14 protein-coding genes, 4 tRNA genes and 1 riboswitch are annotated in these 16,183 nt (G+C 29.6%); of the genes, 12 read left to right on the top strand and 6 right to left on the bottom strand.

The features are described from left to right. Positions 1-5: 5 nt before the first annotated feature. The 6 genes from BMUR_RS07675 to BMUR_RS07650 form a co-directional block, all read right to left on the bottom strand. The gene (locus tag BMUR_RS07675) at positions 6-1,190 is read right to left on the bottom strand and encodes a tetratricopeptide repeat protein (RefSeq protein ID WP_013114033.1); all 1,185 of its coding nucleotides are present in this window, start codon (positions 1,188-1,190) and stop codon (positions 6-8) included. A 73-nt stretch (positions 1,191-1,263) separates the two neighbouring features. Continuing rightward, positions 1,264-1,337 (bottom strand) — tRNA-Arg (locus BMUR_RS07670). A gap of 45 nt (positions 1,338-1,382) precedes the next feature. Then, positions 1,383-2,096 (bottom strand): outer membrane beta-barrel protein, encoded by a 714-nt coding sequence (locus BMUR_RS07665; RefSeq protein ID WP_013114032.1) that lies wholly within the window; start codon positions 2,094-2,096, stop codon positions 1,383-1,385. An 82-nt stretch (positions 2,097-2,178) separates the two neighbouring features. Continuing rightward, positions 2,179-2,254 (bottom strand) — tRNA-His (locus tag BMUR_RS07660). 82 nt (positions 2,255-2,336) lie between these two features. Then, positions 2,337-2,410: transfer RNA gene (locus BMUR_RS07655), tRNA-Arg, on the bottom strand. A gap of 2 nt (positions 2,411-2,412) precedes the next feature. Beyond that, a tRNA-Pro gene (locus tag BMUR_RS07650) sits at positions 2,413-2,486 on the bottom strand. Between the two features lie 148 nt (positions 2,487-2,634). Here BMUR_RS07650 and BMUR_RS07645 point away from each other — a divergent pair. The 12 genes from BMUR_RS07645 (at position 2,635) to BMUR_RS07595 (ending at position 16,102) form a co-directional block, all read left to right on the top strand. Beyond that, entirely contained in the window at positions 2,635-4,575 is a 1,941-nt protein-coding gene (locus tag BMUR_RS07645) for a fructose-bisphosphatase class III (RefSeq protein WP_013114031.1), read from the top strand. Between the two features lie 148 nt (positions 4,576-4,723). Beyond that, on the top strand, positions 4,724-5,659 hold the full coding sequence (gene dcm / locus BMUR_RS07640; protein WP_013114030.1) for a DNA cytosine methyltransferase: 936 nt from the start codon (positions 4,724-4,726) through the stop codon (positions 5,657-5,659). Between the two features lie 18 nt (positions 5,660-5,677). After that, positions 5,678-6,841, top strand: coding sequence for an NgoFVII family restriction endonuclease (locus BMUR_RS07635; protein ID WP_013114029.1), 1,164 nt, complete (start codon positions 5,678-5,680; stop codon positions 6,839-6,841). Between the two features lie 18 nt (positions 6,842-6,859). After that, positions 6,860-7,285: a very short patch repair endonuclease gene (locus BMUR_RS07630; protein WP_013114028.1), complete on the top strand. Its 426-nt coding sequence runs from the start codon at positions 6,860-6,862 to the stop codon at positions 7,283-7,285. Between the two features lie 55 nt (positions 7,286-7,340). Then, a riboswitch (FMN riboswitch) is annotated at positions 7,341-7,480 on the top strand. A gap of 142 nt (positions 7,481-7,622) precedes the next feature. After that, positions 7,623-8,729 (top strand): bifunctional diaminohydroxyphosphoribosylaminopyrimidine deaminase/5-amino-6-(5-phosphoribosylamino)uracil reductase RibD, encoded by a 1,107-nt coding sequence (ribD, locus tag BMUR_RS07625; protein WP_013114027.1) that lies wholly within the window; start codon positions 7,623-7,625, stop codon positions 8,727-8,729. 176 nt (positions 8,730-8,905) lie between these two features. Further along, entirely contained in the window at positions 8,906-9,559 is a 654-nt protein-coding gene (locus BMUR_RS07620) for a riboflavin synthase (protein ID WP_013114026.1), read from the top strand. A gap of 73 nt (positions 9,560-9,632) precedes the next feature. After that, on the top strand, positions 9,633-10,832 hold the full coding sequence (locus tag BMUR_RS07615; protein WP_013114025.1) for a bifunctional 3,4-dihydroxy-2-butanone-4-phosphate synthase/GTP cyclohydrolase II: 1,200 nt from the start codon (positions 9,633-9,635) through the stop codon (positions 10,830-10,832). A gap of 445 nt (positions 10,833-11,277) precedes the next feature. Continuing rightward, on the top strand, positions 11,278-12,147 hold the full coding sequence (locus tag BMUR_RS07610) for a hypothetical protein (RefSeq protein ID WP_013114024.1): 870 nt from the start codon (positions 11,278-11,280) through the stop codon (positions 12,145-12,147). 253 nt (positions 12,148-12,400) lie between these two features. Continuing rightward, on the top strand, positions 12,401-13,210 hold the full coding sequence (locus BMUR_RS07605; protein WP_013114023.1) for a hypothetical protein: 810 nt from the start codon (positions 12,401-12,403) through the stop codon (positions 13,208-13,210). 526 nt (positions 13,211-13,736) lie between these two features. Next, positions 13,737-15,230 carry a sodium-dependent transporter gene (locus BMUR_RS07600; RefSeq protein ID WP_013114022.1) on the top strand — a complete coding sequence of 498 codons (1,494 nt, stop codon included), beginning with the start codon at positions 13,737-13,739 and terminating at the stop codon, positions 15,228-15,230. A gap of 26 nt (positions 15,231-15,256) precedes the next feature. Beyond that, positions 15,257-15,352, top strand: coding sequence for a MetS family NSS transporter small subunit (locus BMUR_RS14635; RefSeq protein ID WP_013114021.1), 96 nt, complete (start codon positions 15,257-15,259; stop codon positions 15,350-15,352). Positions 15,353-15,526: 174 nt separating this feature from the next. Continuing rightward, positions 15,527-16,102, top strand: a complete 576-nt coding sequence (locus BMUR_RS07595; RefSeq protein WP_013114020.1) for a CarD family transcriptional regulator — start codon at positions 15,527-15,529, stop codon at positions 16,100-16,102. Positions 16,103-16,183 lie beyond the last annotated feature (81 nt).

The raw sequence follows: 16,183 nt of genomic DNA, 5'->3' as shown, positions 1-16,183 counted from the left end.
AATTATTAGAATTTATATATATAGAGTGAGCCTCTATTATCATAAAGTGCTTCAGAAGAATTAATTTTAAAAGCAGTATTACAGTCTTCTATTGATTTATCAAAATATTTTTTATCTCCTGAGTTTTTATATTTATTAAAGTAAATAGCACTTCTGTTGTTTAAAGCATAAATATTATTGAAATCCATTTTTATAAGTTCGTCATAATCATTCAAAGCCCTTTCAAATAAATTTTCATCTCCGCTTATCTTATATTTTACAGAGTATAAAGTAGCCCTATTATTAAGAAGTTCAGGGTCTAAATGATTTGAAGAGAGAGCATCATTAAATATTATCAAAGCAGTTTCATAATCATCTTCTAACTTTTTAAGTTCATATTTTATAGAGTATAGTATAGCTTTATTGTTGTATACATTTTCATTGTTATTATATAAAGATAAAGCATATTCAAAATATTTATCAGCCTTTTTAAAATGCTCTTCTTCATTATCTCTGCTGTATATCTTTGTATGAAGAACACCCGCCCCATTTAAAGCTAGATAGTTTCTGTCATCTAACTGAAACATTTTTTCTAATATTTCCAAAGCCTGTTCATCTCTAGAACTTTTAATTTCTTTTACAAGATTTTTATACATAGCTTCTATTTCAGCTTTAATATTTTCACTTGAAGAGGAATCTATTACATTATTTATAGGTTTTGCCTGCGGTTTATCAGATGTTTTATTGCTGGAATTGTCTGCAGCAGGACTTACATTCATATTACTGCTGCTGCTTACAAAACTGTTATTTGTAAAATTAAGTACTAGTGTTAGTATAAACATAAGTACTGATATAAACAAAAGTCCGTAAGTAGTATTTCTTATATTTGTTCTAATAGTATAATCTATAGAAAATTTAAGAGAATTAAAATGAGGAGTAACTCCCAATCTTACCTGTTCTTTTACAAGGTTCGTAAACTCATTTGCTATTGCATAATTGTTTAGCTCGTCTTTAAAGTAAAGCGTCATCATATCCATATATTTGCTTTCCATTCTTAAAGAGAGCGAATTAGTAAAGTTTTCTAATTCTTTATTTATTCGGTTTTTAGTTCCGACACTGTATATATTGAAAGTAACTGAAAATATAAGAAGTATTATAGGAAATAATATTAGAATAGCAAAATTAAATTTTTTTAAAGTTTTTTCTTTCATTCCCTTAATACCCTTATCTCCATATAATAATTAATTTTATCACAATTTGGGAAATAATCAAATAATTTTAAAACGCGTCTGAGAGGACTCGAACCCCCAACCGACGGAACCGAAATCCGCTGCTCTATCCAATTAAGCCACAGACGCTAATATATACTTACTTATATATAATCGGCAATTATGCTCTATAGTTTACAATTTAGGGGCAAATCTCAAACCCAACTGCAAACCTATATCAAAACTGTCTATTCCAGTATACTCTCCGTCTATAGGATTTTTGTTAGCCAAGCCGAAATCATATCCTAAATAAGCACCAACATTTAGGGCAATTTTGGAAGTGAAGAAGAAAGAGTAGTCAAAAGTAGCTTTAATATATGGTATTACGTTTTTATCATAACCATTTTCTATATCATTTCTATTTAATTTTGAACTTACAGTTGAACTATCTTCAAAACCCAATATTGTATAATCCGTTTTCACTTCATTAACTGCTGATATAGGTATTTTTACACCAGCTCCTAATCCTATAGCAAATTGTCCTATATTTATTTTAGGCAGTATTCCTATTTGGAAGTTATGTGTATATATGCTTCCATACACGTCCATTTTATTATTATTGTTTAGCGATGAAGACATATATATTCTATAACTGTCATAACTATATCCAAGTTCCCCCAAAATACTAATACCTATTTTGCCTAAACCAATCATATAACCAAGCTGAGCAGTTATTCCAGAATCAAAACCTGCCTGACTTTTTAAAACATCCGTTTCATAAGTACCATTAGGTATACCAACCGAAAGTCCCAAAGGAACATTTAATATGGCTTCAAAACCGCTTGCTGCAAATGCATTGATATGGCTCAATGATACCGCTAAAATAAGTATTAGAATTATTTTTCTCATATATAATACCTCTGTAAAATAATTACATATATGGTACATTAATATAGAAAAATATCAAGTATATATATTATGAAAAAGATAAGGGCGAAAGACGGGACTTGAACCCGCGACATCCAGATCCACAATCTGGCGCTCTAACCAACTGAGCTACATTCGCCATTTAAACATTAAAAAGAGTTATTATTTTTTTATCATATAAAAACTATAAACGCTGACAAAAGTAATAAAGACGTTTATATACGCGCCAGACAGGAATCGAACCTGTAACCTACTGCTTAGAAGGCAGTTGCTCTATCCAATTGAGCTACTAGCGCATTCGGGATGGTGAGACTCGAACTCACAACCCCCTGCTCCCAAAGCAGGTACGCTAACCAATTGCGCTACATCCCGTGAACTTTTATGTTTCGCTATTATATATCAATATAATTTTTTGTCAACATATTTTATACATTTTAATTTATTTTAACCTTAATTATAGATTTTATATATTTTTTGATATATACTACTATATAGTAAGAACATTTCTTGGAGGTATTTTATGAGGGATAGAGACTATTTAGAATTATTATCGCAAAAATATCCTACTATAGATGACGCTTCTGTTGAAATTATAAACTTAGAAGCTATTTCAAAACTTCCTAAAGGAACAGAATATTTTTTAAGTGATATTCATGGAGAATCTGACGGATTTGAATATCTGCTTGGAACTTCTTCTGGGGTTATACGCGAGAAAATAGAGCTTCTTTTTAGAAATACTTTACCTGAACATGACAGAGTGGAGCTTCAAATATTAATTGTAGACACAAAAAATGTTGTTAATAATAAATCATCTGAAAAAGAATTTGCTGATTGGTGCAGAATTACTATATACAGACTTATTAGAATATGCAAACTTGTTACAAGCAAATATACAAGATCCAAAATACGTAAGAAAATGCCTTCAAACTTCGCGTACATATTAGATGAACTGCTTCAGACAGATTCTGAAGAAAATAAAGAAAATTACTACTTCTCAATAATAAACTCTATTATAGAAGTTTCAGCAGCTGATAAATTTATATCCGCACTTTGTCAGCTTATAAGGCAATGCAGTGTAGATAGGCTTCATATAGTAGGGGATATTTATGACAGGGGACCTCACCCAGATAAGGTAATGGAAAGCATAATGACTTTTAATGAAGTGGATATTGCTTGGGGTAATCATGATATACATTGGATGGGGGCTGCTAAAGGAAGTTTGATTTGCGTTGCTAATGCTGTGCGTTTGGCTATAAGGTATAATAATTTTGATTTGCTTGAATACAGTTATGGAATTAATTTAAGATCTCTATCTTCTTTTGCAAATGATGTTTATAAAGATGATCCATGCGAAGTATTTAAGCCTAATACATTAGACAAAAATATTTATGATGAAGTTGATAAAGATTTAGCCGCCAAAATGCATAAGGCTATATCTATAATACAATTTAAACTTGAATGTCAGCTTATTAAAAGACACCCTAATTATGGAATGGATGACAGAATACTCCTTGATAAAATTGATTATGATAAAGGTACAATTACAATAAACTCAAAAACTTATGAGCTAAAAGATAAAAATTTCCCTACTATAGATAAAAATAATCCATTTGAGCTTAGTGAAGGCGAAAATACATTGATACAAACTCTTGCTTTTTCTTTTGCGAACAGCCATACTTTACAAAGACATATTAATTATATGTATGCTAAAGGAAGCATATACAAAATATTTAATGGAAATCTTCTTTACCATGGATGCATACCTACAAAAGATGACGGCTCTTTTGATGAGGTTTATATAGACGCTCAGTATTTATCTGGAAGAAAATATTTAAAACAGGTAGAAGACAAAGTAAGAAAAGCATTCTACTGTGAAGCAGGAAGTGAGGAGCAGTTAAATGCACTTGATTACTGCTGGTATTTATGGTGCGGTCCTAAATCGCCTCTTTTTGGTAAAAATAAAATGACTACTTTTGAAAGGTATTTTATAGATGATAAAGAAATACATAAAGAAAGTTACAATCCGTACTATTATTATATAGATAAAAAAGAATACTGCGAAAATATATTAAAAGAATTTGACCTTGATATAGAAATGTCTCATATAGTTAATGGGCATGTTCCAGTAAAAACTCATAAAGGAGAAAGCCCTATAAAAGGAGGAGGGCATCTTTTAGTTATAGACGGCGGGCTTTCAAAGGCATATCATAAAAGCACTGGAATAGGTGGATACACTCTAATATCAAATTCAAATATGATGATGATAGCTGAGCATAGACCTTTTAATGAGGTTGTAGAGTCTGGATTTAAATTAACTCCGAAATCTATAATTGTAGAGCGTTTTATAAGACGTATTACAGTTGGAGAAACTGATATAGGCAAAGAGCTTTCAAAACGTATTGATGATTTGCATGAGCTTTTATCGGCATACAGAAGCGGTATAGTAAAAGAAAAAATGTAATAACATTATATATTTGCTGCATAAATAAAAAATAATTATATTTATGATTAATTTTTGACAAAAATATTTATGATTATATAATAAAGTGTCAAATTTAATATAATTAGCCGAGAATAGTTAAAAATTACTTATTGTAGGAAATATTTTGATGTACAGATTTATTGATTTATTTGCAGGAGTCGGAGGATTTCATTTAGCTTTTAATTCCGAAAATTGTGTTTTTGCAAGCGAAATAGATATTAATGCAAGAGAGACATATAAATTAAATTTTCCTGATACTGTACTTGAAGGAGATATTACAGAGATAGATGAAAAAAATATTCCGGAACATGATATACTTTGTGCAGGATTCCCATGCCAGCCTTTTTCTGTAGCAGGATATAGAAAAGGTTTTGATGATACAAGAGGTACATTATTTTTTGATATAGCAAGAATAATAAAATATCATAAACCTAAAGCTATACTTCTTGAAAACGTAAAAAATTTAGAAAACCATGATAACGGAAATACATTAAAAACAATAATAAATACTTTAAGAAATTTAAACTACTATGTTTCATATAAAGTATTAAATTCAGCAGAATATTCAAACATACCGCAGAATAGAGAAAGAATATTTATTGCAGCTTTCAGCAAAGAAAAAGTATGCAGTTATTCTAATTTTAAATTTCCTGAACCTGTAGAACTTACTAAAACTATTCATGATTTTATAGACCATGAAAAACAGGATGATATATATTATTATAACAGCACAAAATATTATAAAATTTTTAATGAAAATATTATAAATAAAGATACAGTATACCAATGGAGAAGACATTATGTAAGAGAAAACAAATCAAATCTTTGTCCTACTTTAACTGCCAATATGGGAGAAGGAGGACATAATGTTCCAATAATACGTGACAATTATGGTATAAGAAAATTAACCCCTAGAGAATGCTTCAATTTTCAGGGATACCCTAAAGATTTTAAACTTCCTAAACAATCAAATTCTAAATTATATAAGCAGGCGGGAAATTCAATAGTTTATCCTTTAGTAAAAAAAATAGCAGATAATATTCTTAAGGTTATAGACTGTTAATCAAAAATGAGGTATAAAATGATTAATTTTTTTGAACTGGATAAGAAAGAAAATAAAAATTATGTAAAATTAATACAGTCAGTATCTAAACTTTCAAGACTATACAGCGACAGCAGCAGTCCCTATATATATTACAGAGCTATGGAAAATTTATTCTGCTTTTGTTTCAATGCTAAAAATTTAAGCCGTTCTGATACTGCATTTGATGCCAAAATATATGATACAGGTATAGGATTAAAAACTTTTCTAGGAGAAAACAAGAATTACAGTTTTGAAAAAATAGCAGAATTTAATAAAAATTCAAGTATGATTAGAGAGAAAACAGATGATAAAGATCTTGCTGAGTTTTTAGCAAATCTTAGAAATGAAAGAATTAAACTTGCTAAAGATATTTACGGTATATCTCAGTCTCAGTATCATATTATAGCTAGAAGAAAAAATTTACTGCTGTTTTTTGAAACAGATTATGATGAAATTGATATATCAAATTTAAGAATTGAAAAAGAAAAAGGCAGTAAAAATGAAAAATCTTTAGATTTTACAGATGGAAATCATTTGTATAAATTTAATTTTTCAAAAAGTACATTGTTTAGAAAATTTGATATACCGCAAAACTGTCATACAGCAGAAGCTGTAATATTTGAAAATCCTGCTAAACTTCTTCTTTCCATAGATGAAATTGACTATGATAAAATTTCAATTGAGTCAGAACAAAAACTAGAATATGTTATTCTTCCTTTATATACGGTAAAAAATAAGATAAAAATAGTTCAGGAAAGATCTGCACTTAATCAATGGAATGCATGCGGAAGGAAAAGGGATCCTAATGAAGTATATATAGCTATACCTGCATTGGTAAGAAATCATTTTCCAAATTTTTTTCCAGAAAGAGATATTCCTTTTATTCTTAAAACTCCTCTTGGCGAAGTCTTAAATGCTAAAGTATGTCAGGATAATAACAAGGCTCTTATGACAAATCCTAATAAAGCATTAAGCAATTGGCTTCTTAGAGATGTGTTAAAATTAAAAGAATTTGAGCTTGCTTCAATTAGTAAACTAGAATTTTTAGGTATTGATTCTGTAATAGTTACTAAAGAAAAAGAAGGCGAGTATTCCATAGATGTACAAAGCTGGGGAAGCTATGAAAAATTTGCAGAAAAATTAAATGCAGATGAAATTTAATATTGTATAGAGGATGAAATGGCTGATAATAAAACTCATGAAGAAAGAAGCAAAAATATGTCTAATATAAAAAGTGAAAATACAAGGCCCGAAAATATTGTAAGAAAATATCTTTTTAAGAATGGGTTCAGATATAGAAAGAATGATAAAAGATACCCAGGAAAACCTGATATAGTACTTCCAAAATATCATACAATTATTTTTGTAAACGGCTGTTTTTGGCATATGCATAACTGCTCAAGAGGAAGAATGCCTCTTTCTAATCAAAACTACTGGATACCTAAAATTAAACGTAATATAGAAAGAGATAAAAATAATATAGCGAACCTTGAATCAATGGGATGGAAGGTTATTGTGGTTTGGGAATGTGAATTAAAAAATAAAATTGCAGAAGAAAGACTTAAAAAATTATGTGAAGAAATAAGAATAAATTATAATAATTAATAATAAATTACTGATACTTGACAATGAATTTTTTTTGTATTATAATATTAGTATAATAAATCTTCGGGGCTAGGTGAAATTCCATACCGGCGGTAAAGTCCGCGAGCTTTTTTGAAAATTATTCTTTTTTCAGAAACAGCTGATTTGGTGAAACTCCAAAACCGACAGTTAAAGTCTGGATGGTAGAAGATGTTAATGTAAACTTACTACATATCAAAAATTAAGGCTCTATTTGTTATGTTTTAACATTTAGAGTTTTTTTGTTTATAGTCAAAAATACGCCAAAATAAAGTCCAAAGATTACAAAAAATTATTTTTTTAAGAGTATAAAAGTATTATGCAGCAAAATACGCATGAAAAATATATGAGAATGGCTATTGAAGAGGCAAAAAAAGGAGAAGGTTTTACCAGTCCTAATCCTTTGGTTGGTGCTGTAATAGTGAAAGATGATAAAATTATAGGTATAGGTTATCATCAAAAATACGGTGAAAATCATGCTGAAATTAACGCTTTTCTTGATGCCCAAAAAAAAGGAGAAGATGTTGAAGGGGCTGCTATATATGTAACTTTAGAGCCTTGTTCGCATTACGGTAAAACTCCTCCTTGTGCTGATGCTATTATAAAAAATAAAATAAAAAAAGTTATTATAGGCTGCGTGGATTCTAATCCTAAAGTTGCTGGTAACGGTATAAAAAAATTAAAAGATGCTGGAATTGAGGTGGTAGTTAATGTACTTGAAGAAGAGTGCAGAAAATTAAATGAAGTGTTTTTTTATTATATAGCAAATAAAAGACCTTTTGTTGTGATGAAATATGCTATGACTATAGACGGTAAAATTGCATCGTCAAGCGGAAAGTCAAAATGGATAACTTCAGAAAAAGCAAGAGAGCATTCTCATAGATTTAGAAATAAGTACTCTGCCATAATGGTTGGAATAAATACTGTAATAGAAGATAATCCTACTCTTAATTGCAGACTTCCAAATACTAGAAACCCTATAAGGATAATTTTAGATAGTTCTCTAAAAATAGATTTGAACTCTAATATTTGTAAAACTGCAAAAGAAATAAAAACTTTTATAGCTACTATTAGTAATGATGAAAAAAAAATAAAAGAGATTGAAAGTTTAGGAATTGAAATAATAAAAACAGAAAGTGATAATGGAAGAGTAAACTTAAAAGAATTAATGAAAATATTAGGTGAAGATAAAAATATTGATAGTGTGTATGTAGAGGGAGGTGCTTCTTTGCATGCTAGTTTGATAGAAGAAAGATTGGTAAATAAGGTTTTAGTTTATATAGCACCAAAGATATTTGGAGGCATTAAAGCAAAAAGCCCTATAGGCGGAGAAGGTATAGATGACCCTAATAATGCTTTTAAACTTATAGGCGGAGATATAACAAAAATAGATGAGGATTTATTTTTGGAGTATTATATAAATTAATAAATTTATATAATATTTGATTACTGGGGACTAGTCCCCAGACCCCTACTTCTTTTGGTGACCCAGGCGAAGCCCGCCTGTGGCGAGAAGCAAAAGGACTGCATTTGACCATTTTGTATTCAATGACATCAAAAAGATTATAATTTATAAATTTTTTATAGGATTATATTAAAATAATGTTTACTGGTATAGTTGAAGAAATAGGAATTGTTAAATCGGTACAAAGCAAAGTTATTACAATAGAAGCAAGCAAAATATTTGATGATTTGCATTTGGGTGATAGTGTTGCTGTTAATGGTACTTGTTTAACTGTGTCTAGTTTTGATAATAAGATATTCAATGCTGATGTTACTCAGGAGACTTTGAACCGTACTAATTTGGGAAGTTTAAAAAACGGAAGCAGAGTTAATCTTGAAAGAGCAATGACTTTAAGCGGAAGATTCGGCGGTCATATAGTAAGCGGGCATATTGACGGAGTAGGAAGCATTAAGTCTATGAAAAAAGATGATAATGCTATTATACTTACTATTGAAGTACCTAGACAATTAATGAAATATATAGTAGAGAAAGGCTCTGTTGCTGTTGATGGAATAAGTTTGACGGTGGCAAGTTTAACTGATAATACTTTTTCTATAGCTGTTATTCCTCATACATTAAAGGAAACTGTACTTTATTATAAAAAAGAGGGTGATAAGGTTAATATAGAAAATGATGTTATAGGCAAGTATGTTGAAAGGCTTTTAACATTTAAAGAAGATGATAAAGAAAATAGTAATGACAGTAAAAAATCCAATATCACAATGGAGTTTTTGCTTAAGAACGGATTTTAATACTTTTAGTGTTTTTGCTTAAAATATTTAGGAAAAGCACAAAATTAAAAAATGAATGAAAAGGAGCATTCAAATGGAAAATATTTACAGCACTATTGATGAGGCTTTAGAAGATTTAAGAAACGGAAAAATAATAGTTGTTTCCGATGACGAAGATAGAGAAAATGAGGGCGATTTAATCTGTGCGGCTGAGTTTGCTACTACAGAAAATATAAACTTCATGGCTACTTATGCTAAAGGTTTAATATGCATGCCTATGAGTAAAGAGCTTACAAACAAACTTAATTTAAATCAAATGGTTACAAAAAATACTGATAATCATGAAACAGCTTTTACAGTATCTATTGACCATGTTGAAACTACTACTGGTATTTCAGCAGTAGAAAGATCAATCACAGCTTTAAAAGTAGTTGATGAAAATGCAAGACCAGAAGATTTCAGACGCCCGGGACATATGTTTCCATTACTTGCAAAAGACGGAGGAGTACTTGTAAGAATGGGGCATACTGAGGCTACTGTCGATTTGATGAGACTTGCAGGACTTAAAGAATGCGGTTTATGCTGCGAGATTATGAGAGATGACGGCGATATGATGAGAAGAGATGATTTGATTGATTTCGCTAAAAAACATAATCTTAAAATGATAACTGTTTCTGATTTGATAGACTACAGAAAAAAGAATGAAGACTTGATGGAGCTTTATGCTAAGGCTAAAATGCCTACTAAATACGGAGAGTTTGAAATACTTACTTTCGTAAATAAAATAACAAAAGAACATCATGTAGTTTTAACTATGGGAGACATTTCAAGCGGAGAAGATGTGCTTTGCAGGGTGCATTCTGAATGTTTGACAGGCGATGCATTAGGTTCTAAAAGATGTGATTGCGGAGAGCAGTATGATTATGCTATGAGAAAAATTGCTTCTGAAGGCAGAGGTATAATGGTATATATGCGTCAGGAAGGCAGAGGAATAGGACTTGTTAATAAATTAAGAGCTTATGAGCTTCAAGACAGCGGACTTGATACAGTAGATGCGAATATAGCTTTGGGTTTTAGAGATGATATGCGTGAATATTATGAGGCTTATCAAATGCTTAAAAATTTGGGAATTAAGAGCATAAAAATAATGACTAATAACCCAGATAAGATAAAGTATTTGAATAATTACGGACTTGAAATAAAAGACAGAGTGCCTATACAAATAGAGGCTTCAGAGTATGATGCATTTTATTTAAAGACTAAAAAAGAGCGTATGGGACATATATTAGATTAAAAAATATATACGAGAATAGTAATTAATAATAAAAAATTACGAGCCTTTGAAGACTATATAAACTAAATAAAAAACTTGTGGGTGTAGTAACGAACAAGTTTTTTATATAATGAAAAAGTGAGCCGAAGCAGCCAGTAACTTTAGTTGCTGGCTTATATTAGCGACCAAGTAGTCACTTCGGTGGGCGACCAACACTCTGCGTACCGGACGAAGTCCACCTATGGTGTAGGCAAGGCACCTTTCGGGTGGCATAGCAACAGAATAAAAAATTACTAGCTTTAGACTAACAAGTTTTTACATTTAATAAATAGGTTTTTAATATGCACTTTTTGCAACTTTTTGCGGCGGGAAAAAGTTGTAAAGAATATAAAATTTATTGATTCTTATAATTTTAATCAGTAGTAAGAATCGAATAATTGTTATTTATAAACAAGGAGCTATTGCAATGAAAAAAATTATTTTATTTCTTTTAAGCATTAATTTATTATGGGCATTTCCACCTAGTGAAGCGTATTTTTCTGAACTTTTAAGCTATGATGGTAAAGTAACAAAAAATACACTTAAAGCCTATAATGTAGAAAGTGGTGGTATGGTTTATTTTGATGGAGAGATTACATTAACAGGAGTTCTTGAAAGAGCTGATAATGAAGATATGGGAGATAATTATACTGCTTTAAGATTTTATCCTGATAATAATGTAAATCTTCCTTTTTTATATGCTTCATCTGAAATGAATTTGAAAAATCAAGGTGCTTCTAAATATGGTGATTCTTGGGATTTTAGCGGCGTTGAATTTGACAGATTGGAATTCGGTGTTTTATTAGAAAATATTGAAGTAAAATTACCAGAACCTTTAAATAAAAGATTTTTAGGCGTTGCTGCGGTAAGAGCTGAAGTTACAATTAGAAATTATCGTTTTTATGGAGAAGGTGAAGCATCTAGAGAGGCTTACGGTGATATTGTAGGTTTTAAGGCTTTAGGTGATGTAGAAACAGAGTATTTTAGTAAAGATAATTATAATGACGGAAATGTTTATTACAACGAACTTCAATATAATTCTAAAGATGATTATGTGAATATAAGAGATAAAGCAAATGGAAAAATAATAGGTAAGATTTTGAAAAATGATATGATTAATAATGGGGGAGTTTTATTATCTATCAATGGAGCAGGTATTGATTATATGAATTATGAAAATTTTGAAAAAAATTGGTATGAGGTATTTTATCTTCCTCCAGTGGTTGGAAACGGAAAAAATGCAATTCATGGCTTTGTGCATGGTTCTCAGGTAAAACTTGAAAACGGAGGCTATTAAAAGAGCATAGCAATAATAAAAAATTATTAGCCTTTGAAGACTATGTAAACTAAATAAAAAACTTGTGAGTGTAGTAACGAACAAGTTTTTTATATATAATAAAAAGGCGTAGGCAAGACACCATTACGGGTGACATAACAACAAAATAAAAAATTACAAGATTTTGAAAACTATATATAACAAAAAAGTGAGCCGTAGCAGCCAGTAACTTTAGTTGCTGGCTTATATTAGCGTAGGCGAACGGGAGGATTAAATGAAGAAAATTATTTTATTTCTTTTAAGCATTAATTTTTTATGGGCATTTCCGCCTGATGCGGCATACTTCAATGAACTTTTAAGTGATAATGGTAAAATGGCAAAAAATACACTTAAAGTAAAAAAACTTGACGGCACTTATTCTGCTGCTCAAATTTATTTTGATGGTGAGGTTACATTGACAGGGGTACTTGAAAGAGCTGATGATTTTGAGACTAATAATGCTTTAAGATTTTATCCTGATAATAATATTGATTTGCCTTTTCTATTTAGTACATCTTCCCATAATATAGATGATTATAAAGAATTTGAAAGATTAGACTTCGGTATTTTATTAGATGATAAAAATGTAAATTTACCATCTCCTTTGAATAAAGCATTTTTAGGAGTATCAGCTGTAAGAGCGGAGGTAACAATAAGAAACTATTCTTTTTATGGCGAAGGCGAAGCAGGAAGAGAGGCTTATGGAGAGCTTGTAAATTTCAAACTATTAGGAGATATTAAAACAGAGTATTTTACTAAGGATAATTATGAATTTAAAGGAGAAGCCATTTATAGTATTCTTAAATATAATTCTAAAGATGATTATGTGAATATAAGAGATAAAGCAAATGGAAAAATAATAGGAAAAATTTTGAAAAACGATATGATTAATAATGTGGGGCTTTTATTATTAGTTGATAGTAACTGTAATTTAAGTGATTGGAAAAAAAACTGGATTGAAGTGTATTACTTACCTCCTGATGATAGTGACGGCAAAGGTACGATTCTTGGCTTTGTTCATAGTTCACAGATAAAACTTGAATAGCAATGAAAAATGTATCTGCTGCCTACTAAGTTCGGCAATATAAAAATATACATACCTTAGTATCTCTATTAATTGATTTTTTACTGGCATTTGAAAAATACTTCAAATAAAAGATTTAGTATTTTTTGTAAGCATTATGATTAATTATCTGCTGATTTAATCACTTTCGGCAAACCCAATTACTATATTTAATAACTTATAGCATTTTTACTAAAGAAAAAAATATTTATAATTAAATCCTAAAATAGTTATATAAGTAAAATATTTAATTTATTGAAGAATAAGTATAAAATTATATTTCTAAATTTTTTATTATTATAAATCACTTAAAAAAAGATTAATAATAATTTTAAACAAAAAATATAAAGAACAATATTATAACTGTGATATTCATATTATATCTTTTTATGTGAAAAATAAAATAAAAAAATTCTATACAAAGTATTGATATTTAAATCATTTTCATATATTATATAAATTTAATATATAATATGGAAATAAATAAAAATAAAGGAGAGGAAAAAAGATGAGTCATCATCATAGAGGACAATGGGGAACAAGAGCAGGTTTTATCCTTGCTGCAATAGGTTCCGCTGTTGGTTTGGGTAATATATGGCGTTTCCCGTATATGGTTGCATCTAATGGCGGCGGAGCTTTTATGATAGTTTTTCTTATAGCTATGCTTACAGCAGGCATACCTATAATGATATTAGAGTTTTCTATAGGTCATAAAACTCATAAAAGTGCACCTGGTGCTTTAAAAGCATTAAATCCGTCTTGGGAATGGTTAGGCTGGCTGCAAGTATTTACCTGTTTTGCAATAGTTATTTATTATTCTGTTATTATTGCTTGGTCATTATCCTACGGTTTATTTTCTATTCAAGGATTAAAATGGGGAACTGATACAGCCGGATTTTTTACTAATGAATATTTAAAACTTCAAAGCGGTTTCTCACTTGGTAATTTTAATATTGGTGTTGCAATACCTCTAATTATTGTTTGGGTTATAATACTTATTTCTGTTATCGGCGGTGTTAAAGATGGTATAGAAAAAGCGAATAAAATATTTATGCCTTTATTAGCTGTTTTAGTAGTAATTATTCTTATCAGAGGCATAACTTTACCTGGTGCTTTATCCGGACTTGATTATATGTTTAAGCCCGATTTCTCTAAACTTACTAACCCTAAAATTTGGATAGATGCTTACGGACAAGTGTTTTATAGTATGTCTGTTGCTTTTGGTATAATGATAACATATTCAAGCTATCTTCCAGATGATTCTGATATAGCAAACAATGCATTTATGACAGGTTTTGCTGATACTAGCTTTAGTTTATTTGCTGGTATAACAGTATTTAGTATAATAGGTTATATGGCTCATTCACAAGGAAAAGCTGTTGCTGATGTAGCTGGAAGCGGCGGTATAGGTTTGGCATTTATAGTATTTCCAGAAGCTATTAATTCTCTTCCGGGTTTAAATGGAATATTCGGACTAGTATTTTTCTTAGTTCTTTCGTTTGCCGGTCTTACTTCTGCTATTTCGCTTGCTGAGGTAGTTATATCTTCATTCATAGATAAATTCCATTTTAACAGAAAAAAAGTAAGTATTATCATCATTGTAATACAAGGTGCCATATCTATGATATATGCTACTGGAAGCGGACTTTCTATACTTGATATAGTAGATGCTTTTGTAAACAATTACAATATTGTAGTAAGCGGACTTATAGAAATTATATTGGTTGCTTGGGTATATAAACTTGGCTCATTTAAAGAGACTATTAATGCTGTAAGTGAGTTTAAAATAGGCGTTTGGTGGGATTTCTGTTTGAAATTCTTAACTCCTATATTCCTAGCTGTAATGCTTTCATTAAAATTGATAAATGATTTTAAAACCCCTTACAGCGGCTATCCTACTTGGGCTTTAATTGCTTTAGGCTGGTCTATGCCTGTTATAGCATTTATAGTAGGTATATTATTTGCTAAGTTTAAAGACAGACAGCCTAAAATAAATAATTAATAATCTTTATAAAAAGGAGATAAATCATGGGAATAGATTCTGCTATATTTATGGGACTTAGTTTACTAGCTATATGGGGAGGTTTTGCTTTCTTTCTTAGTATAGCTTTAAGAAAAATGTAATAATACACATAAAATTAATATTTGATAAAGGCATAGACTTATTATAAAAAGTCTGTGCCTTTTTTCAGTATATATTAATATTTTCTAACACTTGATTTTTTAAAATCTTGATATATAATAGATAGAGGTATATTATTAAATTTTGAGAATAAATAATTAACTTAAAGGCTTGTAATGTATAAATTAAATACTTATGTTGTATATCCTATGTACGGTATATGTAAAGTTATAGGTATATCTGATAGTAAAGTAAATTCTAATCTTGTAGAATGTTATGTATTAGAATGCGAAAGCGAAAATATTACATTAAAAGTCCCTATAAATAGAGTTAAAGAATATCGTATACGTAAAATAATTTCAAAAGCAGAAGCCGATGAACTGATTAATGTACTTCAAACCAAACCGCAGGATATAGAAAATAACTGGAAAATAAGATATCAGGAAAATGAAGAAAAATTAAGAAGCGGTAATATCAAAGATACCATAGAAGTGGCTAGAAGTTTATTTACTAGAAACAAATTAAAAGAACTATCTGCAAGCGAAAAACGTTTATACGAAAAGGCTTATATGTTTATAGTTAATGAAATCAGCATAGCTTTAAAAAAAGACAAAGATGAAATAGAAGATATAGTATCTAATGCTTTAGAAAAATCTGCCAAAAAATTCAAAACCAAACCTTTAGAAAAAGAAAAATTGGTAAAAGAAAATAAAGACAATGCCAAAAAAAAGAAGAAAGATACTAAAGAATGATAATTCTTATCTTCAATATTTCTAAAAATTTATTCAAATAAAAAAAATAAATATATCTAAATATATTATAGTTTATAGGGG

The sequence above is a fragment of the Brachyspira murdochii DSM 12563 genome (assembly GCF_000092845.1).
In the GTDB taxonomy this organism is placed as follows: Bacteria; Spirochaetota; Brachyspiria; order Brachyspirales; family Brachyspiraceae; genus Brachyspira; species Brachyspira murdochii.
This window is presented reverse-complemented; position numbering and strand designations above follow the sequence as displayed.